Consider the following 20,179-nt stretch of genomic DNA (forward strand, 5'->3'; position numbering starts at 1 on the left):
GCTGCCCGCAGTTCTACGGAACGATGGGCTGCACGCGGCGGCGACGAAGGAGCGGTGGCCACCGCTCCGGATCGGGGGCTTGAACACGGGCCCCGTCGCTGCCCGGAAGTACGGCCCAAAGGGTCTTCAAGAACGCCGCAAAGTGGAGCGCCGGGAGGCGCCTCGTCCCGATCGCAAGGGATGAGGAGACGCCTCACAGCGTCTCGGGCGGCCTCGCCGGCCGCTCAGGGAGCCTCGCAAGCTCCCGCGTTTCCCGGCGCTCCGCTCCCCTTGAGGGAGCCGAGATTTGGACTTCGCGACGAGGGCCTGCCCGGGGCCGACCAAAGAGCACGGGCGATGGCGCATGGCCGTTTGAAATCTGAATCAGCGAGATGCGCGCGCCAAACCTTTCTCGCGTCCCGAGGTGCGCGCGAAGCGAGCCGCGAAGGATGACGCGATCTGCCGCTATCGCCGGATCGTATGCAATCCGCCGAGCCGCCCGACCACCACATTGGCGCCGATGGCCAGCGCGAACAGCACGATCAGGTTCGCGTACATGCGCGGCATGTCGAAGGTCGAATAGGCGTTGATGATGAGGAAGCCGATGCCCTGGTTCGACAGCTTGGTTTCGGCCAGCAGCGTACCGATGAGCGCAATGCCCAGGCCCAGCCGCACGCCGTTGATGATCGGATGCCGCATCGCCGGCAAATAGATTTTGGTGATCATCTGCCGCGTGTCGGCGCGGAACGAGCGACCGACGCGGATCAGCACCTTGTCGATCTGCCGCATGCCGGCGGCAACCGATAGCGCGACCGGGAAAAAGCAGGACAGCGCGCCGAGCGCGACCTTCGAGCCGGAGCCGACGCCGAACCACATGATCATCACCGGGAAGAAGATGATCTTCGGCGTGGGCCCGAGATAATAGAGATAGATTTCGAAGGCGCGCGAGAGGAAGCGGTTGCCGCCGAGCAGAAGCCCGACGACGATGCCGCCGCCGCCGCCGATGGCCAGCGCCGCGGCAATCTCGGCGGCGGTAACGCCGAGATTGGAGTAGTACTCGCCGCTCGACAGCAATCCGATGAGCGCCTTGCCGATGGCGATGAGCGACGGCACCACGTCGCGGTAGAGCCAGCCGGAGCGCGAGAGCAATTCCCAGATCGCCAGCAGCGCGAGCACCAGCACGATGCGCAGCAGCGTCACGGGGCTGATCAGCGGCGTTCGCGCCGGCGCCTTGCTCAGTTCACCGGACGCAGCCACCGTTCGATCCTCTCCAGTGTAAGAAAGAAGATGACGCTCACCAGGACGACGAAGCAGATCGCCGCGTAAGTGCCGGGCAGGTCGTAGCGCTCGGCGAGGTCCTCGATGAGCTGGCCGAGGCCGCCATAGTTGATCAGGAACTCGACGCCGACGACGTTGATCAGCGCGAAGATCAATCCGAGGCGGATGCCGGTGAAGACGGTCGGCAGCGCCGCCGGCAGCATGATCTTCCAGAACTGCTGGTTGCCGGTGAGATTGAAGCTCCTGCCGACATTGATCAGCACCTTGCGCGTGGAGGCCAAGCCCTCGATGGTCTTGAGGATGACCGGCGGCAGCGCGGCGACGAAGCCGATCATGATGATGGTCCAGGCGTTGCGGCCGAAGATCACCATGAACAGCGGGTAGGCGAGCACGACAGGCGCTGCGGCGAGCGCGGCGACCCAGGTCTCGATCGCCTCCTGCAGCAGCCGATAGCGATGCAGCAACACACCGCCGGCGACGCCGAACACGGTGATCATGACGCCGGCCATCAGGCATTCGCCGATGGTCAGGAAGAAGCGGTGCACGATGTGTTCGTGCGTCACGACCTCGCCGAACGCGGCGATCACCTGCGAGGGCGGCGGCACGATGTATTCGCTGACGATGCCGGCGCGGATCACGGCTTCCATCACGACGAAGAACAGCACCACGCAGCCGAGCCCGGTCGCCGCCGGCGCCAGGTTCGCGGCCGAGAAGCGGCGCGCCGGCGCAGCCGTCGTCATGACGCCGCCGGCTCGTGGTGCAGCATGTGGTCTTCTTCGTCCTTGAGGCCGCGGCTCGCTTCCTCGCGCAGGTCGCTCCAGATCTGCGCCACGTAGCGGCCGAAGGCCTCGCTGCCGACGATGTCGGAGGTGCGCGGCCGCGGCAGGTCGATGTCGACGATGCGCTTCACGCGGCCGGGACGGTAGGTCATCACCAGGATGCGGTCGGACATCTGCACCGCCTCGGTGATGTTGTGGGTGATGAGCAAGGTCGTCTGCTTCAACTGTTGCTGGATCTGCAGCACCTTGTCGCCGAGCAGCAGCCGGGTCTGCTCGTCGAGCGCGGCGAAGGGCTCGTCCATCAGCAGGATCTTCGGCTCGGAGGCGAGCGTGCGCGCCAGCGATACGCGCTGGCGCATGCCGCCGGAGAGTTCGCCGGGGAAGCGCTTCTCGAAGCCGTCGAGGCCGACCATCTTGATGAAGTGCCGCGCGCGCTCGATGCGCTTGGCTTTCGCCATGCCGGTGAGCTCGAGCGGGAAGGCGACGTTGTCGGTGACGTTGCGCCAGGGGAAGGTCGACTCCTCCTGGAACACCATGCCGATCGACTTGTGCGGGCCGTCGATCAGTTCGCCGGCGACCTTCACCGTGCCGTTGTGCTGACCGAGCAAGCCGCCGATGACGTTGAACACGGTCGACTTGCCGCAGCCGGACGGGCCGATGATCGACAGGAATTCGCCGGGTCGCACGCTGAACGACACGTCGTCGACGGCGATGACCGGGCCCTCCGCCGTCTCGAAACGGACGGCCAGCCTGTCGGCGACAAGGATGGCATCGTTCGAGGCGGCGGGCGGGCTCATGGTCTAGACGCTCTTGATGCGGGTCATTTCCGCGGTGGTGGCGGCCGTGTAGCCGGGCTCGACGCGGGCATCGACGACGGCGACCTTGCCGGCATCGACCGCCGCGATCGCCTTCGCCAGCACGGCCGGCAGGTCGGCGATCTCGGTCACCGGACCGAAGCCTTCCGCGCCTTGCCCGCGCGCGATCGTGGCGATGTCGATGTCCGGTTCGGAGATGCGCTGGCCGACCCAGCGGTTCTCGACCGGACGGTTGCGCATGCGGGCGACGCGTTCCTGATGCAGTTCGTCGTTGAAGAACGAGCGATTGTTGGCGATCACGAACAGGATCGGAATGCGGTAATGCACCGCAGTCCAGATGGCAGTGCAGTTCATCATGAAGTCGCCGTCGCCGCAGACCGCAACCACCAGCCGGCCGGAGCCCTTCAGCGCCAGCGCGGCGCCGATCGAGATGCCGGGGCCGCCGCCGACGCCGCCGCCGCCGTCGGAGCCGAGATAATCGAGCGGATGCCTGAGCGGCCACAGCGCGCCGTTCCACGACAGCGACACGTGGGTCAGCGTCACGTCGCGGCCGGCGACCGCCTTGCGCAGCGCCTCGGTCATGTGATCGACGGTGAGCTTGGCGCCGGTCGCGGCCGGCACGTCGTGCTTGTTGTTCGGCATGGCGCGCGGCTTGCCGTCGCCGAGCGCGGCGAGGAGGGCGGTGACCGCCGCCTCGGGCTCGCACGCCATATAGAGGTCGACCGGCGGCAGCGCCTGATAGTCCATGCTCCAGCCGTTGTGCAGCTGGTGGTCGAGCGAGACCTGGATGACCTTGCTCTTGACCGCGCCGCCGCACTTCTTGAAGGCGCCGCCAAGGTCGAGCCAGTCGAGGCTGACGATGACGTCGGCGTTGCGGATGGCTTCCACCGCCTCCGGCGCCATGGTGGTGCCGCCTGGCGCGCCGGCGTGCAGCGGATGATCGGTCGGGAACGAGGCGGCGACCTTGAGGTCGGTGACCACCTGCGCGCCGAGCCGCTCGGCGAGCTTGATGCGCGCGGCCCAGCCGTCGACCGAGCGCGAGCAGCGGCCGGCGAGGATCACGGGATTGCTGGCGCCGCGCAGAAGCTCCGCCGCCTGCGCCACGACCTCGGGAGCGGGCGCGCCGCTCATCGCCGGCATGTAGCGGGCGGTGTCGATCGGCGCGACCGGCTCGGTGAGCTTGGCCTCCTGCACCTCGGCGTCGAGGTTGATGTAGGTCGGGCCGCACGGCGCCGTGTTGGCCATCCAGTTAGCGCGCAGGATCGCTTCGCGGGCCGCGCCCGGCGAGGCCGGCTGGTCGTCCCACTTGGTGTAGCCGCGCACCAGCGCGCCCTGGTCGCGCGAGGTATGGATCCAGTCGATCCACGGGCGGCGCTTCTCGGAGTCGACGGGGCCGGTGGCGCCGAGGATGAGCATCGGCATGCGGTCGCACCAGGCGTTGAAGATCGCCATGGTGCCGTGCATCAGGCCGACATTGGAATGCACCGCCGCGGCCATGGCCTTGCCGGTCACCTTGGCGTAGCCGTGCGCGATGGCGACGGCCGCTTCCTCGTGCAGGCAGAGGATCATCTGCGGCTGCTGATTGCCGAGGTAGTTCACGATCGAATCGTGCAGGCCGCGATAGCTCGCGCCGGGATTGAGCGCGATGTAGGGGATGTCGGTGGCGCGCAATGCGTCGGCGACGACGTCGCTGCCGAAGCCGGGCGCGTTGACGCCGGCGGCGACGGGACGATCGAGACCGCCGAGCTCGGCGGGATCCTTGGCGCTTTGCGCCTTCGGCTGACTGGATGCTGGCATGTGGACTGTGGCGCGGCGCAAGCCCGAATGGGCGTTCGCCGGCGATGCGCTCCCTCGTTTTGGCGCGACGCCCCTGTGCCGCGCGCTTGATTGGGCCGGCACTCTAGACTTTGACATTTGCGCGCGGAAGTCGCTAAGTGCGAACGATATTGTTGCGTAATCTGCACCAATCTGCGCCGGCCGGAGACCGCATCTGGATCGCTTCCGCACCATGGAGAGCTTCGTGCGCGTGGCGCGCTCGGGCTCCTTCACCGCCGCCGCCAGCCAGCTCGGCCTCTCGCGCGCGCTGATCTCGCGCCACGTCAGCGACCTCGAGGCGCGGCTCGGCGTGCGGCTCATCGCGCGCTCGACGCGTTCGCTTAGCGTCACCGAGGAGGGCGCCGCCTACCTGCGGTTCTGCGAGCAGGTGTTCCGCGATATCGAGGCGAACGAGCAGACCATCGTGCGGCGGCGGGGGGAACCGGCTGGCCTGCTCAAGGTGCTGGCGCCGAAATCGTTCGGCACGCTGCATCTGTCGGATGCGATCGTCGCCTTCGCCAAGGTGCAGCCGCACCTGCGCGTGTCGCTGCTCCTGGAGAACACGCCCTATAGCGGCTCCTACGATTTCGCGGAGCGCGGGCTCGACGTGGTGCTGTGCTTCTCCACCATGCGCGGAGCGAGCCTGATCACCGAGGATATCGGCCTGCTCGACTGGGTGGTCGTCGCGGCGCCGTCCTATCTGGCGCGCGCCGGCCGGCCGCAGCGGCCGGCCGATCTCGCCGGCCACGCCTGCCTCGTGCATCTCGACGTCACGCCGAACGACACCGTGTGGCGTTTCGAGGGACCGAAGGGCGCGACGCCCGTGAAGGTGCGCGGCGCCTTCTTCTCGAATGCGGCGCTGGCGCTGCGCAAGGCGGCGATCGCCGGCCTCGGCGTCGCCCTGGTGCCGCGCTATGTGGTCAGCGACGCGCTCGACGCCGGCGCGCTGGTGCCGGTGCTGCCGCGCTATCGCATCGCGCCGCGCCCGCTGCTGGCGATCTATCCGCAGACCTCCGCGGTGCCGCGCAAGGTGCAGGTGTTTGTCGATTTCATGCGCGGCTGGATCGCCGAGCAGGATTTCCAGCGACCGCACGCCGTGGCGGCGGAATAGCCGACAGCGCTTGGGCGCGGCCTCCAGTTCCGTTACAGTCGCCGCAAAACACGTGGCAACAATCGGATGGAGGAACCCTTGCTCAAGCGCTCGATGCTGCTCGCAGCCGCTTCGCTGATCACCTGCGCGCTGGCCGCGCCGGCGGCGCATGCCGAATGGCCGGAACGGCCGATCCACTTCATCGTCGGCTTCGGGCCGGGCGGCGCCAACGACCTGATCGCGCGCTTCGCCGCCGAGGGCGTCGGCAAGGAACTGAAACAGACCGTGGTGGTGGAAAACCGCCCCGGCGCCGGCGCGGTCATCGGCACGGCCTACGTCGCGCATGCGCAGCCGGACGGCTACACCTTCCTCGTCGGCGCCGCGAGCACCATCACCAACAGCCTGCTGCTCAAGGATCTGCCCTACAAGGATTCCGACCTCGTGCCGGTCGGCATGATCGCGGTCGCGCCCTCGACCATCGTCGTCAATCCGAGCGTGCCGGCGAGCAACATGAAGGAGTTCGTCGCCTGGGCGAAGGCGCAGAACGGCAAGGCGACCTGGTCGACCGCCGGCAACGGCAGCACGCCGGAATTCGTCGCCGAAATGATCTCCGAAGCGACCGGCGTGAAGTTCAACATCATCCCGTACAAGAGCGGCGGCGCCTCGGTGCACGGCGTCATGAATAACGAAGTGTCGGCGACGTCGGAAGCGAGCATCGTCGTGGTGCCGCAGATCAAGGCCGGCGCGCTCAAGGCCGTCGCCACCACCTATATCAAACGCATCAGCTCCTATCCGTCGATCCCGACCACGGCGGAGCAGGGCTATCCGACGGTGCAGATCGGCCACTGGGCCGGGCTCTATGCGCCCGCCGGCACGCCGCAGCCGGTCATCGAGAAGATGAACGCGGCGCTGCAGGCGGCGCTGCGCAATCCCGAGGTGACCAACAAGCTGACCGCGACCGGCATCGAGCCGGCGCCCGGTTCGGTGGCCGACTTCGTCACCTTCACCAAGAGCGAGCGGCAGCGGCTGAGCGACCTCGCTGCCAACATCGCCAAGACGAAGAAGTAGCGCTCAGGCGGCGAGCGCCTCAACGAGGTCGGCGGCGCGGGCGAGCCTGTCGGCGCCGAGCACGAGCTCGACGATGCGCGCGGCCTGGGCCGCGCTGACCGTGTGCGTCGCCAAAGTCGTGAACTTGCGCACGACATCGGCCTCGCTGGCGAAGCTCATTTCGCTGCCGCGCGGCGCCTCGACGGTTTCCTCCATGCGCGTGCCGTTCTTCAGCGCCACCTGCACGCGCACCATGTGCCGGAAATTCGAGCCGCGCTCGGTGATCGCCGGATCGTGCAGCACCTTCACCTTGCGCGACAGCGCGATGCGTTTCGCGTCATTGACGACGGCCTCGCTGAACTGGTCGACGAAGACGTCGCCTTCGAGGAGCAGCGTGGCGACGCAGAACGGCAAATTGAGCTGCGCCGAGGTCAGCCCCTGCGGCTCATAGGGCCAGCCGACATGCTCGACGGTGACGTGCGAGCCGTGCACGACGATCTCGTCGATATCGTCCGGGCCGAACGGCGTACGCTCCTGCATCTTGCGGATGGCATCGAGCGTGGTGTGGTTGCTGCCGACGCAGGAGTAGAACTTGAGCGAGATGCGCAGGGTCTCCCACGCGCGGCCGAGCTCCCACGACAGCTCGTTGAGGTCGAAGCGGTCGGTGGAGCGCGAGAAGGTGGTGCAGAAGCCGCCATAGGGCGACTCGAACACGTCGACGATGCCGGTGAAGCCGTTCTCCGCGAGCAGGGCGCCGTAGAGACCGCTCTGCGCCGAGCGGCCCGCGTGCATGCGCTTGACCATGGCGCCGTATTGCGCCGCCATCAGGCCGGCCGATTGCGTGCCGGCGATGCCGAGCGCGTGCACCGTTTGCTCCTGCGACAGGCGGAGCGCGGCGCTCGCGCCGGCCGCGGCCGAAAACACGCCGACCGTGGCGCCAGAATGCCAGCCCTGGCCGATGTGCTGCGGTCCCATGCATTTGCCGACGCGCGGCCCGATCTCGTAACCGGCGACGGCGGCGCGCAGCAGGTCGCGGCCGCTCAAGCCGGCTTTTAATTCGGTGACGGCGAGGAGCGGCGGCAGCGTCACCGCGCCGACATGCAGCACGCCCTGACGGTGCACGTCGTCGAGTTCGAAGCTCTGCACCAGTGTGCCGTTGACCAAAGCCGCGTGCGGCGCGGAGAGCCGCTCGCCGGTGCCCCAGACGCGGCAGCCGGATGTCGTGTCGACCGCGGCCAACGTCGTCCGCAGAATGCGGCTCCATTCCAGCCCGGTGCCGTAGAGGGCGCAGCCGAGCGAGTCGAGCATTAGCAGCTTGATGCGCGCGATCACCTCGGCCGGGATGTCCTCGTAGCGCAAGCCCGAGACGAATTGCGCGATAGCGCGGGTGTGCGGATTGTCGCCGCCGGTGCTGCCTGACATGCAAAAGTGTCCTTACGAGTATTTCTTTTCCAGCGCGTCGAAATGCGGCTTGTTGACGAGCCGTTGGCGTTCGGCGAAGCCGGCGAGCTTGTCGGAAACGCCGTCGAGCGAGCCTTCCGCCTTCAGATGCCCGAGCACGGTCTGCATGCCGGCGACTGCCGCCTGCAGCGCCGCATTGGCGTAGAGCACCAGCGCATAGCCCATCGTTTCCAGCTCGGCGCGCGGCAGCATCGGTGTCAGGCCGCCCGCGACGATATTGAGGAGCTGCGGCACGGCGAGCTTGGGTATGGCGGCGATCTGCTCCGGCGTGCGCGGCGCTTCGACGAAGGTCATATCGGCGCCGGCCTCGATGAAGGCGTTGGCGCGCGCCATCGCGTCCTCGAAGCCGTTGACGGCGATGGCGTCGGTGCGCGTGACGATGACGAAGTCGCGATCGACGCGCGCGTCGGCGGCGGCGCGGATCTTCTGCACCATCTCCGCGGTCGGGATGACGCTCTTGCCGGAGAAATGGCCGCAGCGCTTGGGGAAGTCCTGGTCCTCGAGCTGGATGGCGCTGGCGCCGGCGCGCTCGAGCGTGCGCACCGTGCGGCCGACATTGACGGCATTGCCGAAGCCGGTGTCGGCGTCGACGATCAACGGCAGGCTCACGGCGTCGCGCATGGCGGCGACGTGATCGGCGAGCTCGGTCACCGTCAGAAGGCCGATGTCGGGCATGCCGAGGAAAGTATTGGTGACGCCGGCGCCGGTGACGTAGATCGCCTCGAAGCCGAGATCCTCGATCACGCGCGCAGCGAGCGCGTTGGCGGCGCCGGGCAGGAGCACGGCCTTCTTGCGGGCGATAAGGGCGCGCAGGCGGCGGTTGGGGCTGTCGGACATCGGCGTTCCTCGGCTTCGGCTCAGGCCGCGACGTGTCTAGCGGAAGGCGCGGAGGCCTCCAACCCGGGGGCCTCGCAGGGCAGGGTGGCGCGGCGCGCGCCACGCCTCTAGAAAGGAACGACAGCTCAATGCCGGGTCCTTTCCATTGCCGAATACGTCCAAGCCCGCCAGCCGGGCGCTGGTGCTCGCCGCCGGTTTCCTCGTCCTGTTCCTCAGTGGCGGCACGCGCTTCGTCGTCAGCCTGACGCTCAAGCCGATCGTCGATGAGTTCGGCTGGACGCGCAGCGATATCGGGCTGGCGGTCGCCGTGTTCATGGTGGTGTCGGCGGCGACCATGTTCGTGGCCGGCAAGCTCGCCGACCGTATGGGCCCGCGGCTGGTGCTGGGCGGCGGGCTGGTCGTCAGCGCCATCGGCATCGGCGCGATGAGCGCAATCTCGGAACCGTGGCACGCGGTGCTGCTCTACGGCGTCATCTACGCGCTCGGCAACGGCGCCGCATCGATGATCCCGGTCGGCGTGATGGTGACGCGCGCCTTCCCGGTGCGCACCGGCAGCGCCAACGCCGTGACCATGTCGGGCATGAGCGTCGGACAACTGGTGGTGATCGCGGCGCTCACTGCGGTGCTGACTTTGGTGCGCTGGCCGAGCGTGTTTCTCTGGCTCGGCCTCGCGCATCTGGCTCTGCTGCCGTTCCTCATCGCCGTCATCCCGAAAAGCGAGGCGGTCAGCGCCAGGGCGGCGCAGCCGGCGGAGGGATTGAACATCGCGCAGGCGGCGCGCACGCGCCAGTTCTGGCTGCTGCTCGGGGTCTATGCCATCTGCGGCCTGAACGATTTCTTCGTCACGACGCACGTCGTCGCCTTCGCGCAGGATCGCGGCGCCGGCAGCCTGGTCGCCGGCAATCTGCTGGCGCTGATGGGGTTGACCGGCCTCCTTGGCGTCGTGGCGGCCGGCTATCTCAGCGATCGCGCCGGCCCGGTGTGGCCGACGGCGCTCGCCTTCGCCGCCCGCATCGCCGTGTTCGGGCTGATCATGGTCGATCAGTCGGAAGTCTCGGTCGCTATCTTCGCGCTGGTGTTCGGCCTGACTTTTCTTGTCACCGCGCCGCTCACGGTCGTCTTCGTGCAGCAGAGTTTCGGCACGCGCCATCTCGGCGCGCTGACCGGGCTGATCACCATGGTGCACCAGATCTGCGGCGGCATCGGCGCCTATCTCGGCGCCGCGGTGTTCGACGCCACACGCCGCTACGACGATGCCTTCGCCGTCATGCTCGTCTCGTCGATCGTGGCGCTGGTGCTGACCTTGCTGTTGCGGCGGCCGCGGCTCAGTCCGGCTGCCTGAGCCGCGCCAGCACCTTCAGGCCGGCATAGCCGTCGGCCGGCGTCATGCCGACCTTCTTCTCGAAAGCGAGCACCGCGCGCAGCGTGTCGGAGCCGGTGCGGCCGTCGACGCCGTCGGTCTTGAAGCCGCGCTCGTTGAGCCGCCGCTGGATCTCCTTCACCTCCGCCAAAGTCGGCACGCGCTCGCCGCCGGGGAATTGCCGGTGGAACGGCGGGCCGCCGCGGATCAGGTCGCCGAGATGGCAGAGCGCCAGCGTGTAGCTCATCGACGGATTGTAGGAGCGCACGGCGTAGAAGTTCTGGCCGATGAGGAAGGCGGGTCCGCCCGCGACCGGCACCCACAGGCGTGTGCGGTCGTCCAGCCGCGCGAAGGCGGCGCCGTCGGCGCGGCGCAGGCCGGACGCGTGCCATTGCGCGTAAGTGCGCCAGCCGCGGCCATTGGCGAGGTGCTCGCCGCCTTCCGGCAGCATCACTTCGCAGCCCCAGATTTCGCCGCGCCGGTAGCGGCCGCGCACGGCAAGATAATGCGCGGTGCCGGCGAGGGCGTCGTCCGGTTTGCCGAACGGATTGATGCGGCCGTCGCGGTCGAAGTCGACGCCCATGTGCAGCCACACCTCGGGCATCCACTGCGTGTGGCCCATGGCGCCGGCCCATGAGCCGATCATGGTGTTCGGCTGCGCCCAGCCGCGATCGACGATGGTGAGCGCGTTGAGCAGTTCGGCTTCCCAATAGCGGCGTCGGCGCGGCTCGCCATAGGCCAGCGCGGCGAGCGCCGGGATCACAGGCCGCATGTATTTCCGATTGACGATGACGTCGCCGTACGACGACTCCATGCCCCACAGGCCGAGCAGGATGTAGCGGTCGACGCCGTAATTGGCCTCGATGCGGCCGAGTAGGGGCGCGTACTCTTTCGCCCGCTCCTTGCCGGTGATGACGCGCCAGTCGGAGCAGCGGCGGTTGATGTACTGCCACATCAGCTCGGTGAATTCCGGCTGCGCACGGACCGCCGCGTAGACGCTGGTGTCGGGCGTCACCGCGCTCATCACCCGATCGTAGGTGGCCTCCGAGATGCCGCGCGCCAGCGCGCGCGGCCGGAAGGCGGCGACCCAGCGCTCGAAACCGGCCGAGCGCGCCTGTGCCGGGGCGGCGAGCGCTACGGCGGCAAGACCGATCAGGCAGGTGCGGCGGCTGATGGCGGGAACTGCGGACGTTTCGAATCTCATGCGGGCATCTTATGGGCCTAAGTCGGTTGCGACCAAACGCGGCTTTGCGGCGTGCAAAAGGCCGACGGGCGCAATCTTCAGCGGTGCGCGACCCGGCGTCGGTGCCCGCGGTGACGCGAGCGATGCGGCGGCAAACGCACGGCGGCATGATGCGGTTTCGTGGTGCTCTTCTCGGCGGCCGCCTTGCTCTCAACCGACGGCACTTCGGCGACGGTCGCAGCGGGCGGCAACGGCTTCGGCTCGATCTCGGTTCCACGCCCGCCGATCAGCCGCTCATAGGCGGAGACGAGCGTCATGTACGGATTGACGAAGACGTAGCCGATGCGCGTCGGCACCTGCATGTCGAAATGCAGATGATAGGTGGTGCCGCGTTCGTAATCGTTGTAGTTGCCGACCTTGCCGATCGTGTCGCCTTCGGACAACCGCTTGCCGCTGAGCATGCCGTCGGCGTCGAGCTGTTTCGGGTTCATGTGGATGTAGCGCACGCGCACATGCGCGCGCGGCGAATTGATGAACAGGAACACGGCCTCCTGCTTGCGCGCGCGCAGGACGACGCCGTCGTGCACCGCGACGATCTCCTGCTGATAGGGCTCGCAGCGATCGGCGCCGTCGTTGAGCTTCTTGCAGAAGCTGGGGCGGATGTCCTGACCCTGATGGCCTTCGCCGCCGGGGCACTGACCGACCGGGAAATGGCGGTGCTCGCAGAAATTATCGCGCCAGGGATAGCGATAATTGCCGCCACCGGCTTCGTCGAAGACGAGCGGGCGGCCGTTGACCTTGCACTCGTAGCGGGCGTCCTTGGCGCGGACGCGGCGCGGCGCGCGGCCGGTGAAGTCGCAGTCGCCCCAACTGTTGAACGACTGCGAATTTGCGTAGGCGGGCGCCTCCTTCATCGGGAAGCGCAGCCGCGCATAGACCGTCATGTCGGCGCTGCCGGGCACGTCGGGCTTGAGCCCGGTATAGGGAATGAGCGAGCCGGGCGGATAATAGCTGAAGGCGGCATCGACAGGCTGCGGGCGTGGCGGCACCGCGGCGACGTCGAGCGGCGGCGCATCGGGCGCGCCGCCGGCGAGTTGCAGCGTCTTGATGAAGCGGTCGGCGATGCGCGCCGCCTGATTGCACGAGAGCACGCGCGCGCGGGGATGCACGTCGCGGCAGAAGATGGCGACGACGTAGGTGACGCCGTAACGCTGGAAACTGGTGCGCAGATAGTATTCGTGCATCGTGCGCGCGATGCCCGGGAACTGGCCCTCGAGGTCCTTCACTGGCGTCGTCTCGGGCAGGGCCGGGCCCTTCAATTCGTAGGTGAAGCGGAAGCCGGACAGCAGCACGTAGACCGGATCGACATAGTCGATGTCCGAGAGCTCCTTCACCTCATTGGTGCGGATCGAGAAGGCTGCGTCGTAGCCGGCCGGTCCGGCGTCGAAGAAGTGGGTGGCGTGGAAGCCGCCCTGCACGAAACGGTCGGCCGCGTCGCCCGGCAGCGTCAGCGCCGGATTGGCGGCGACTTCCTTGCGCCAGCCGGCGGTGTCGAAGGGCAGCAGCACGGGGACGCCGCTGTGATCGATGCCCGGAAAGCGCACGGAGGTGGCGGCGTTGAGCGGCGCCAGTGCCGTGGAAGGGGTGCCGCCGCCGGCATCGGTCGCCGCTTGCGTCCAGTCGACCTGCGCCACCGACAGGACAGGCGCGCTCATCTCCTCCGCCGCGGCGGCGGGGCCGAGGAGCAAAGCCAGACCGGCAAGGGCGGCAACGATCCGCACGGGAATCCTCTATGGAACCCGGCGAGTTAACGGCATCGGCCGCGGGCGTACAAGGGTACCCGCTGCGCGCCTGTGGGCGCGCCAAAATGCAATGGCCGAGGCAAGCCTCGGCCATGACACAACGTCGGAACGTTCGACAGCTTACTCTTTCGCGCGCTCGACGTAGGAGCCGTCGGCGGTCGTGATGACGACGCGCGTGCCGGTCACGATATGGGTCGGCACCATCGTTCGCACGCCGTTCGACAAGGTCGCTGGCTTGAACGAGCCGGAGGCGGTCTGGCCCTTCATTGCCGGCTCGGTCTCGACGATCTCGAGGATCACCTTCTGCGGGATCTCCATCGATACCGGCGTGCCCTCGTGGATGGCGATCGAGACGACCATGCCTTCCTGCAGGTACTTGGCGTAATCGCCGACGACGTCCTCCGGAACCTGGAGCTGCTCGTAGTTCTCCTGGTTCATGAAGTGGAAGCCGTCGCCGTCCTGATAAAGGTACGAATACTCGTGGTCCTCGACATGGGCGCGCTCGACCTGGTCGGTCGTCTTGTAGCGCTGCGAGGTCTTCACGCCGTCGGAAATCCGGCGCATATCGACCTGCGTGGTGGGCGTACCCTTGCCCGGGTGGAAGTTTTCCGCGGTGAGAACGACGTAGAGCTTGCCGTCGATGTCGACGATGTTGCCCTTGCGGAGCTGGCTGGCGATGACTTTCACGCGTGGGATCCTTGGATTGGCGGCGGGCCCGTACCGGGGTCCGGGCTGCAGATTCGGGGGGCACCATAACCATCCTGACGTGGGATACCAGCCTTTCCCGTCAGGCGCCCGGGCAGGGTAAATGCCGCAAAACCCGCCTTTCTGGCGCCCGGGCGTCCATGCCGGCCGCCGGCCGTATCTTCTGGCACGGGGCAAGATCGCCGCCGCGGTCCGCGCCTGGTTCGCCGAAAACGGGTTCGTGGAGGTCGAAACCGCTGCGCTGCAGGTCTCGCCCGGCAACGAGACGCATCTGCACGCTTTCGCTACCGACCTGATCGGGCCCGGCAACGAGCGGCGCCGCCTCTATTTGCGGACGTCGCCGGAATTCGCCTGCAAGAAGCTGCTGGCGGCTGGGGAGACCCGCATCTTCGACTTCGCCCGCGTGTTCCGGAACCGCGAGCGCGGCGCGCTGCACCATCCCGAATTCACGCTGCTCGAATGGTATCGCGCCGGCGCGGCCTACGAGACGCTGATGGACGACGGCGTGGCGTTGATGCGGGCGGCGGCCGAGGTTGTGGGCACGCGTGCCTTCGGCTTCCGAGGCCGCACCGCCGATCCGTTCGCCGAGCCGGAGAAGATCACGCTCGCGGATGCCTTCGACCGCTTCGCCGGCGCCGACCTGCTCGGCACGATTGCCGGCGGTGAGGGCGACCGCGACCGCCTTGCGCGTGAAGCGGAGCGTACCGGCGTAACCATCGCCGCCGACGATACCTGGGGTGACATCTTCAGCCGCGTCCTGGCCGAGAAGATCGAACCGCGGCTCGGGCAGGGCGGCCGCGTGACCATTCTTTATGAGTACCCCCTGCCGCAGGCGGCGTTGGCGCGCGCCAAACCCGGCAGCGACAAGGTCGCCGAGCGCTTCGAGCTCTATGCCTGTGGCGTCGAGCTCGGCAATGCCTTTGCCGAATTGACCGACGTCGCCGAGCAGCGTACGCGCTTCGCGCATGCGATGGACGAGAAGGAACGCATCCACGCCGAGCGCTACCCGATCGACGAGGATTTCCTCGACGCCCTTGCGGTGATGCCGCAGGCGAGTGGCATCGCCCTCGGCTTCGATCGCCTGGTGATGCTGGCGACGGGCGCGGAACGCATCGACCAGGTGATCTGGACGCCGGTGGTCGAGTCATGAAAACGCTGCGCACGCCGGAGGAGCTTCGCGACGCCGGATTGATCGCGCCGGAGCGTGCAGCCGCGCTCGCCGACGTGGCCGCGCGCTACGCCGTGGCCATCCCACCCGCGCTCGCCGCGGTGATCGACCGCAACGATCCGAACGATCCGATCGCACGCCAGTTCGTGCCGGATGTGGCCGAGCTCGACGTGCAGCGGCAAGAAAACGCCGATCCGATCGGCGATGCCGCACACAGTCCGGTCGAAGGCATCGTGCACCGCTATCCCGACCGCGTGCTGTTCAAGCTGACGCATGTCTGCGCCGTCTATTGCCGCTTCTGCTTCCGCCGCGAAATGGTCGGGCCGAACCATCCCAACGCACTGTCGGCGGAAGCGCGCGCCCGCGCGCTCGCCTACATCGCCGCGCATCCGGAAATCTGGGAGGTAATCCTCACCGGCGGCGATCCGCTGGTCGCCTCGGCGCGGCGGCTGTCGGAGACGTTGCGTGGGCTGGCGGCAATCGACCACGTCAAGGTGCTGCGCATCCATACGCGCGTGCCGATCGCGGCGCCGGAGACGATCACGCCGGCGCTGGTGCGCGCGCTCAAGGTGAAGGGCAAGCCGACCTGGGTCGCCGTGCACGTCAATCATGCGGGCGAGCTAGGCCGCGAGCAGCGCACCGCGATTGCGCGGCTCGCGGATGGCGGACTGCCGCTGGTGAGCCAGACGGTGCTGCTCAAGGGTGTTAACGACAGTGTCGAGACGCTGGAGGCGCTGATGCGCGCGCTCGTCGAATGCGGCATCAAGCCGTATTATCTGCATCATGCCGATCTGGCGCCGGGCACCGCGCACCTGCGCACCGACATCGCCACCGGACAGGCGCTGATGCGCGCGCTGCGCGGGCGTGTCTCAGGCCTGTGTCAGCCGGACTACGTGCTCGACATCCCCGGCGGTCATGGCAAGGCGCCGGTGGGGCCCGCTTATCTGGCGTCGGCGGACGATACGCACTTCACGGTGACGGACTTTACCGGGCAGACGCACGTCTACCCGCCGGACGATCAGTGACGGATCGACAGCAGGTCGAGCAGCGCGGCGGCGACCGCCAGACCGGCGAATCCGATGAACACGACGGCGATCACGGCGTGCCAGACAAAGAACACGTCGCGCCGGAGCGCGTCGACGACGTTCTTGCCTTTCATCATGGTCCGAAGCTCCTTGCGACGATGCAGAGCAACGCGGAGCGTACATCCGCGTTGCGGGCCGGCCCATAACCACTACGTTAAATTCACCGCACCTGTGCGTCACGCCCTGCATGGCAGGCATAACGTCGCAGGACTGCACATCGCTGTGAGCGCGCGCAGGAAGCGAGGTGTGCCGGCGTTGTCGGCAACGCGGCGTTCAGTCGCGGCCGCTCCAGGCGGGGTTCTGCACACAATAAAGGCCGGTGCCCGGCGCTTCGCCGAAGCGATGACAAAGCCGGTGCGTGGGATAACAGATCCAGCTGGCTTTGCCGTTGTTCTCGATGACGCACCAGGGACCGCGACTGCGCGCCGCAGCCGGCACCGATGCCGCGGAGGCGATGGCGGTGACGACGAGGGCGGTGGCCAGAACGAGGCGCATGTCGGACCTCACAAACGCGTGATAGGCCGGCAACGCGGGAGAGGCCACATTGTTGCAGGGCTCGGCGAAATCCTCGCTCGGCCCTCGCTTGACGTCAGGGGCCGCCGCGGGCCTGTGACCACACCCGCGCAAGCTGATCGACAGGCCACGCCCAACTCGGCCGCCGCCCGATCGTCACCTTCGCCGCCTGTAGCAGTCGGACGAGGTTGATCGGCATCAGCAGCGCGTGCAGCAGCAGGATTGGCATCAGATGCAGCAACAGCCCGTACGCGAAGAAGGCGAGATTGCTGCAAATCGCCACGATGCGCAGCGGCACCATCCGCTTCATGCAGAAGGTCATCAACACCAGCGAGGAGGCGGCATATCCCCAAGCGTCGGACGATGCGAACACCGTCTGGATGCTGTGTGCAATCACTATCATCGCGGGTCGTCCGGGTTGGCCATGAGTGCACTGGTCAATTTCAAAAGCACGCGCGTGTTCGACGGATGTCACAACGGCAAATGAAAAGCAGGACTTGAAATGACCGCTTCCCGGCACGGCAGGCCAATGTCGCGCCCCTCTCTAGGGGAGAGGGGTGAAGCAGCGACGAACCATTTGTGACGATGCACGAGCCGTGCCATCGCGGCCGCGTTTCCGGCGCAACGTCCGGAGATCGTATTTGTCCGCGGACATCGGCCATCCACCGGCGCAAGACGATGGCGGGCATTCGCACGTTGAGGCGCGCCTGCTTTACATCAGCGAGTGCGGAGCAAGTCGAGGTGGCCGCTTTTGCAGCACGCTGCCCGCTGGCGAGCAGGCGGCCCGCTATTCCTCGACGATGACCACGTGCGCGCAGCGCTCGCACCTGAAATAGGTCAGGCGGCTGCGTGATCCGGTGTGCGGCAGACGGACAAAGACGATCAGGCGTCCGCCGCAGGCGGAACAGTGCGGAGAGGGTGGACTGGGGTCGCGCATTCCCCAATTCAACGCGCAGAAACCGGGGAACCTGCCGCAGAGCGGCTCTGCCGCGGCGGCATACCGCGATCGCACCTCGTTCGCCGGCGGAACGGGCAGTCGTGGCGCGGAAGGTTTGCTGGCGCGCCCTACGGGATTCGAACCCGTGTCGCCGCCGTGAAAGGGCGGTGTCCTAGGCCTCTAGACGAAGGGCGCATGCCACGGACCGGGCCAAGCCGGCCGGTTGCGGCTGGGGACGTATAAAGAGCATCGCCGCCAGCCGCAAGCGTCGCCGGCAGGCGATCACCAGTGGCCGGTATTCTTCATCGAGGCCCACGGCTCCTGCGGCGGCCTGGCCGCGCCCTTCTGCAAGATCTCGATCGAGTGCAGGTCGGGCGAGCGGACGAACGCCATCATGCCGTCGCGCGGCGGCCGGTTGATGGTGACGCCGGCCTTCATCAGCCGATCGCAGGTGGCGTAGATGTCGTCGACCTCGTAGGCGAGGTGGCCGAAGTAGCGGGCCTCGCCGTAGTCTTCGCTGTCCCAGTTGTAGGTCAGCTCGACCTCGGGACCGGGGCGGCCCTTCTTTTTACTGTCCTCGACCACGCTCTCGTCCTCCGGAGCGATGAGGAACACCAAGGTGTAACGGTTCTTCTCGTCGACCCGGCGGCGCGTCTCCTTCAGCCCGAGCTTGGTGCAATAGAAATCGAGCGCGGCGTCGAGATTGCGCACGCGCAACATGGTGTGCAGATATCGCATGGACAGAACCTCTTGGCAGGGATATCGGGCGGCCGCCTGACCGGACCGCGCCGGCACTATAACAATGATCGCCACCGATCTCGAAACTGCCGTCGCGCATCTGCGCGAACTCATCGAAGACGCAGGCAACATCCTACCGTTCACCGGCGCCGGCATTTCGACCGAGTGCGGCATTCCGGATTTCCGCTCGCCGGGCGGGCTGTGGACGAAGAACAAGCCGATCAACTTCGACGAATTCCTTGCCAGCCGCGAGATGCGGGACGAGTCCTGGCGGCGGCGCTTCGCCATGCAGGACCAGTTCGGCGGCGCGCGCCCGGGCCGCGGCCATCGCGCGCTGGCGAGTCTCTACCGCGCCGGCAAGGTGCCGGCCGTGGTGACGCAGAACATCGACAACCTGCATCAGGCCTCGGGCATTCCGGCCGCCGATGTCGTCGAACTGCACGGCAATACGACCTATGCGCTGTGTCTCGATTGCGGCGATCGTTACGAGTTCACTGATGTCCGTGCCCGCTTCGAGGCGGCGGGCGGACACGCGCCCGACTGCGATTGCGGTGGATATATCAAGACCGCGACCGTGTCCTTCGGGCAGGCGATGCCGGAACAGGCGATGCTGCGTGCCGAGGAACTGACCCGCGCCTGCGATCTGTTCCTTGCCGTCGGCACGTCGCTCGTGGTGTGGCCGGCGGCCGGATTCCCCTTGATGGCCAAGCGGAACGGCGCGTCGCTCGTCATCGTCAACCGCGAGCCGACGGACTTCGATGACATCGCCGATCTTGTCGTCCGTCAGGACATCGGCGACGCCTTCACGCCCTTCATCGCGCTTTGATTCGCGGCCATTGGCGCTGTGTACAGCTTGTGCGCAAGCCCATTTTGGCCTTTGCGGATGAAGGCCTGATGTTATCTTCGATTCGACAAGATTCGTTGAAGCGCTCTTGAAGAGGCGCCAGCAGGCGACGACGCCGGGGCGGTTATGGCGTCGGACGGGGTTGAATTAAAAATGCCTGGGACAAATTTCCGGCCAGGGACTATCCGAGAGATCGTCGACGACACGGCGGCCGATCTCGTCGAGCTGACAGGTGTCATCAAGTGGTTTGACGTCTCGAAGGGATTTGGCTTCATCGTCCCCGACAACGGCATGCCCGACATTCTGCTGCACGTGACCTGCCTGCGCCGCGACGGCTATCAGGCGGCCTACGAAGGCGCTCGCGTCGTCGTCGAAGTGCTGGCGCGGCAGAAGGGCCTGCAAGCCTTCCGCATCGTCTCCATGGACGAGTCGACCGCGATCCATCCGGCGCAGATGCCGCCGCCGCGCACGCACGTGACGGTGACGCCGACAAGCGGCCTGGAGCGAGCGCAGGTGAAATGGTTCAACCGGTTGCGCGGCTTCGGCTTCCTGACGCGCGGCGACGGCACACCGGACATCTTCGTGCACATGGAGACGCTGCGGCGTTACGGCATCGCCGAACTGCGGCCGGGGCAGACTGTGCTGGTCCGCTTCGGGCCCGGCCCGAAGGGGCTGATGGCGGCCGAGGTGCGGCCGGACGGCGGCTCGCTCGGGCCGGCGTCGCACTGACGGGTTCCCGTCAA

The 20,179-nt window shown here is 67.4% G+C and carries 20 protein-coding genes and 1 tRNA gene; 7 read left to right on the forward strand and 14 right to left on the reverse strand.

From position 1 onward, the window contains the following. Positions 1 to 444 precede the first annotated feature (444 nt). The 4 genes from VGV41_RS18100 to VGV41_RS18115 are packed head-to-tail and all read right to left on the reverse strand — an operon-like array spanning position 445 to position 4,648. Entirely contained in the window at positions 445 to 1,236 is a 792-nt protein-coding gene (locus VGV41_RS18100; protein WP_326865381.1) for an ABC transporter permease, read from the reverse strand. Continuing rightward, entirely contained in the window at positions 1,215 to 1,997 is a 783-nt protein-coding gene (locus VGV41_RS18105; RefSeq protein ID WP_326865382.1) for an ABC transporter permease, read from the reverse strand. The genes VGV41_RS18100 and VGV41_RS18105 overlap by 22 nt, the downstream gene beginning before the upstream one ends. Then, complete coding sequence (locus tag VGV41_RS18110; RefSeq protein ID WP_326865383.1) at positions 1,994 to 2,833, reverse strand: ABC transporter ATP-binding protein; 840 nt, start codon at positions 2,831 to 2,833, stop codon at positions 1,994 to 1,996. The genes VGV41_RS18105 and VGV41_RS18110 overlap by 4 nt, the downstream gene beginning before the upstream one ends. Before the next feature lie 3 nt (positions 2,834 to 2,836). Beyond that, a complete protein-coding gene (locus VGV41_RS18115) occupies positions 2,837 to 4,648 on the reverse strand; it encodes a thiamine pyrophosphate-binding protein (RefSeq protein WP_326865385.1) in 1,812 nt (603 codons plus the stop codon). Between the two features lie 211 nt (positions 4,649 to 4,859). On the opposite strand from VGV41_RS18115, the gene VGV41_RS18120 reads away from it, so the two are divergent. Both VGV41_RS18120 and VGV41_RS18125 read left to right on the forward strand, forming a co-directional pair. After that, positions 4,860 to 5,777, forward strand: coding sequence for a LysR family transcriptional regulator (locus VGV41_RS18120; RefSeq protein WP_326865386.1), 918 nt, complete (start codon positions 4,860 to 4,862; stop codon positions 5,775 to 5,777). A 78-nt stretch (positions 5,778 to 5,855) separates the two neighbouring features. Then, on the forward strand, positions 5,856 to 6,824 hold the full coding sequence (locus VGV41_RS18125) for a tripartite tricarboxylate transporter substrate binding protein (protein WP_326865387.1): 969 nt from the start codon (positions 5,856 to 5,858) through the stop codon (positions 6,822 to 6,824). Between the two features lie 3 nt (positions 6,825 to 6,827). Here VGV41_RS18125 and VGV41_RS18130 read toward each other — a convergent pair whose 3' ends face one another. Together VGV41_RS18130 and VGV41_RS18135 are read right to left on the reverse strand one after the other, a co-directional pair. Next, positions 6,828 to 8,225, reverse strand: a complete 1,398-nt coding sequence (locus tag VGV41_RS18130) for an MmgE/PrpD family protein (RefSeq protein ID WP_326865388.1) — start codon at positions 8,223 to 8,225, stop codon at positions 6,828 to 6,830. A gap of 12 nt (positions 8,226 to 8,237) precedes the next feature. Further along, the gene (locus tag VGV41_RS18135; RefSeq protein WP_326865389.1) at positions 8,238 to 9,101 is read right to left on the reverse strand and encodes an oxaloacetate decarboxylase; all 864 of its coding nucleotides are present in this window, start codon (positions 9,099 to 9,101) and stop codon (positions 8,238 to 8,240) included. A gap of 145 nt (positions 9,102 to 9,246) precedes the next feature. Here VGV41_RS18135 and VGV41_RS18140 point away from each other — a divergent pair, with 145 nt between their 5' ends. Continuing rightward, positions 9,247 to 10,443, forward strand: a complete 1,197-nt coding sequence (locus VGV41_RS18140; RefSeq protein ID WP_326865390.1) for an MFS transporter — start codon at positions 9,247 to 9,249, stop codon at positions 10,441 to 10,443. Here the strand turns inward: VGV41_RS18140 and VGV41_RS18145 are convergent. The 3 genes from VGV41_RS18145 to efp all read right to left on the reverse strand — a co-directional run bounded on the left by VGV41_RS18145 (position 10,427) and on the right by efp (position 14,133). Next, entirely contained in the window at positions 10,427 to 11,665 is a 1,239-nt protein-coding gene (locus tag VGV41_RS18145) for a lytic murein transglycosylase (protein ID WP_326865391.1), read from the reverse strand. The genes VGV41_RS18140 and VGV41_RS18145 overlap by 17 nt on opposite strands. Before the next feature lie 77 nt (positions 11,666 to 11,742). After that, positions 11,743 to 13,425, reverse strand: a complete 1,683-nt coding sequence (locus VGV41_RS18150) for a M23 family metallopeptidase (RefSeq protein ID WP_326865392.1) — start codon at positions 13,423 to 13,425, stop codon at positions 11,743 to 11,745. A gap of 141 nt (positions 13,426 to 13,566) precedes the next feature. Then, the gene (gene efp / locus VGV41_RS18155; RefSeq protein ID WP_326865393.1) at positions 13,567 to 14,133 is read right to left on the reverse strand and encodes an elongation factor P; all 567 of its coding nucleotides are present in this window, start codon (positions 14,131 to 14,133) and stop codon (positions 13,567 to 13,569) included. Positions 14,134 to 14,254: 121 nt separating this feature from the next. On the opposite strand from efp, the gene epmA reads away from it, so the two are divergent. Together epmA and VGV41_RS18165 are read left to right on the forward strand one after the other, a co-directional pair. Beyond that, positions 14,255 to 15,301, forward strand: coding sequence for an EF-P lysine aminoacylase EpmA (gene epmA, locus VGV41_RS18160; protein WP_326865394.1), 1,047 nt, complete (start codon positions 14,255 to 14,257; stop codon positions 15,299 to 15,301). Next, a complete protein-coding gene (locus VGV41_RS18165; RefSeq protein WP_326865395.1) occupies positions 15,298 to 16,344 on the forward strand; it encodes a lysine-2,3-aminomutase-like protein in 1,047 nt (348 codons plus the stop codon). The genes epmA and VGV41_RS18165 overlap by 4 nt, the downstream gene beginning before the upstream one ends. Here VGV41_RS18165 and VGV41_RS18170 read toward each other — a convergent pair. From VGV41_RS18170 to VGV41_RS18190, 5 genes are all read right to left on the reverse strand, one after another. Continuing rightward, a complete protein-coding gene (locus VGV41_RS18170) occupies positions 16,338 to 16,481 on the reverse strand; it encodes a hypothetical protein (RefSeq protein ID WP_326865396.1) in 144 nt (47 codons plus the stop codon). The two genes, VGV41_RS18165 and VGV41_RS18170, sit on opposite strands and share 7 nt — an antisense overlap. A gap of 196 nt (positions 16,482 to 16,677) precedes the next feature. After that, positions 16,678 to 16,899 carry a DUF3551 domain-containing protein gene (locus tag VGV41_RS18175; RefSeq protein ID WP_326865397.1) on the reverse strand — a complete coding sequence of 74 codons (222 nt, stop codon included), beginning with the start codon at positions 16,897 to 16,899 and terminating at the stop codon, positions 16,678 to 16,680. Positions 16,900 to 16,993: 94 nt separating this feature from the next. Beyond that, positions 16,994 to 17,320: a hypothetical protein gene (locus tag VGV41_RS18180; protein WP_326865398.1), complete on the reverse strand. Its 327-nt coding sequence runs from the start codon at positions 17,318 to 17,320 to the stop codon at positions 16,994 to 16,996. A 653-nt stretch (positions 17,321 to 17,973) separates the two neighbouring features. Continuing rightward, positions 17,974 to 18,049: transfer RNA gene (locus VGV41_RS18185), tRNA-Glu, on the reverse strand. Positions 18,050 to 18,136: 87 nt separating this feature from the next. Then, complete coding sequence (locus VGV41_RS18190; protein WP_326865399.1) at positions 18,137 to 18,592, reverse strand: VOC family protein; 456 nt, start codon at positions 18,590 to 18,592, stop codon at positions 18,137 to 18,139. Between the two features lie 64 nt (positions 18,593 to 18,656). Here VGV41_RS18190 and VGV41_RS18195 point away from each other — a divergent pair, with 64 nt between their 5' ends. Both VGV41_RS18195 and VGV41_RS18200 read left to right on the forward strand, forming a co-directional pair. Then, positions 18,657 to 19,418, forward strand: a complete 762-nt coding sequence (locus VGV41_RS18195) for an SIR2 family NAD-dependent protein deacylase (RefSeq protein WP_326865400.1) — start codon at positions 18,657 to 18,659, stop codon at positions 19,416 to 19,418. 144 nt (positions 19,419 to 19,562) lie between these two features. Continuing rightward, positions 19,563 to 20,165 carry a cold-shock protein gene (locus tag VGV41_RS18200; RefSeq protein WP_414705150.1) on the forward strand — a complete coding sequence of 201 codons (603 nt, stop codon included), beginning with the start codon at positions 19,563 to 19,565 and terminating at the stop codon, positions 20,163 to 20,165. Positions 20,166 to 20,179 lie beyond the last annotated feature (14 nt).

It is taken from the genome of Pseudolabrys sp. (assembly GCF_035943735.1).
Taxonomy (GTDB): Bacteria; Pseudomonadota; Alphaproteobacteria; order Rhizobiales; family Xanthobacteraceae; genus Pseudolabrys.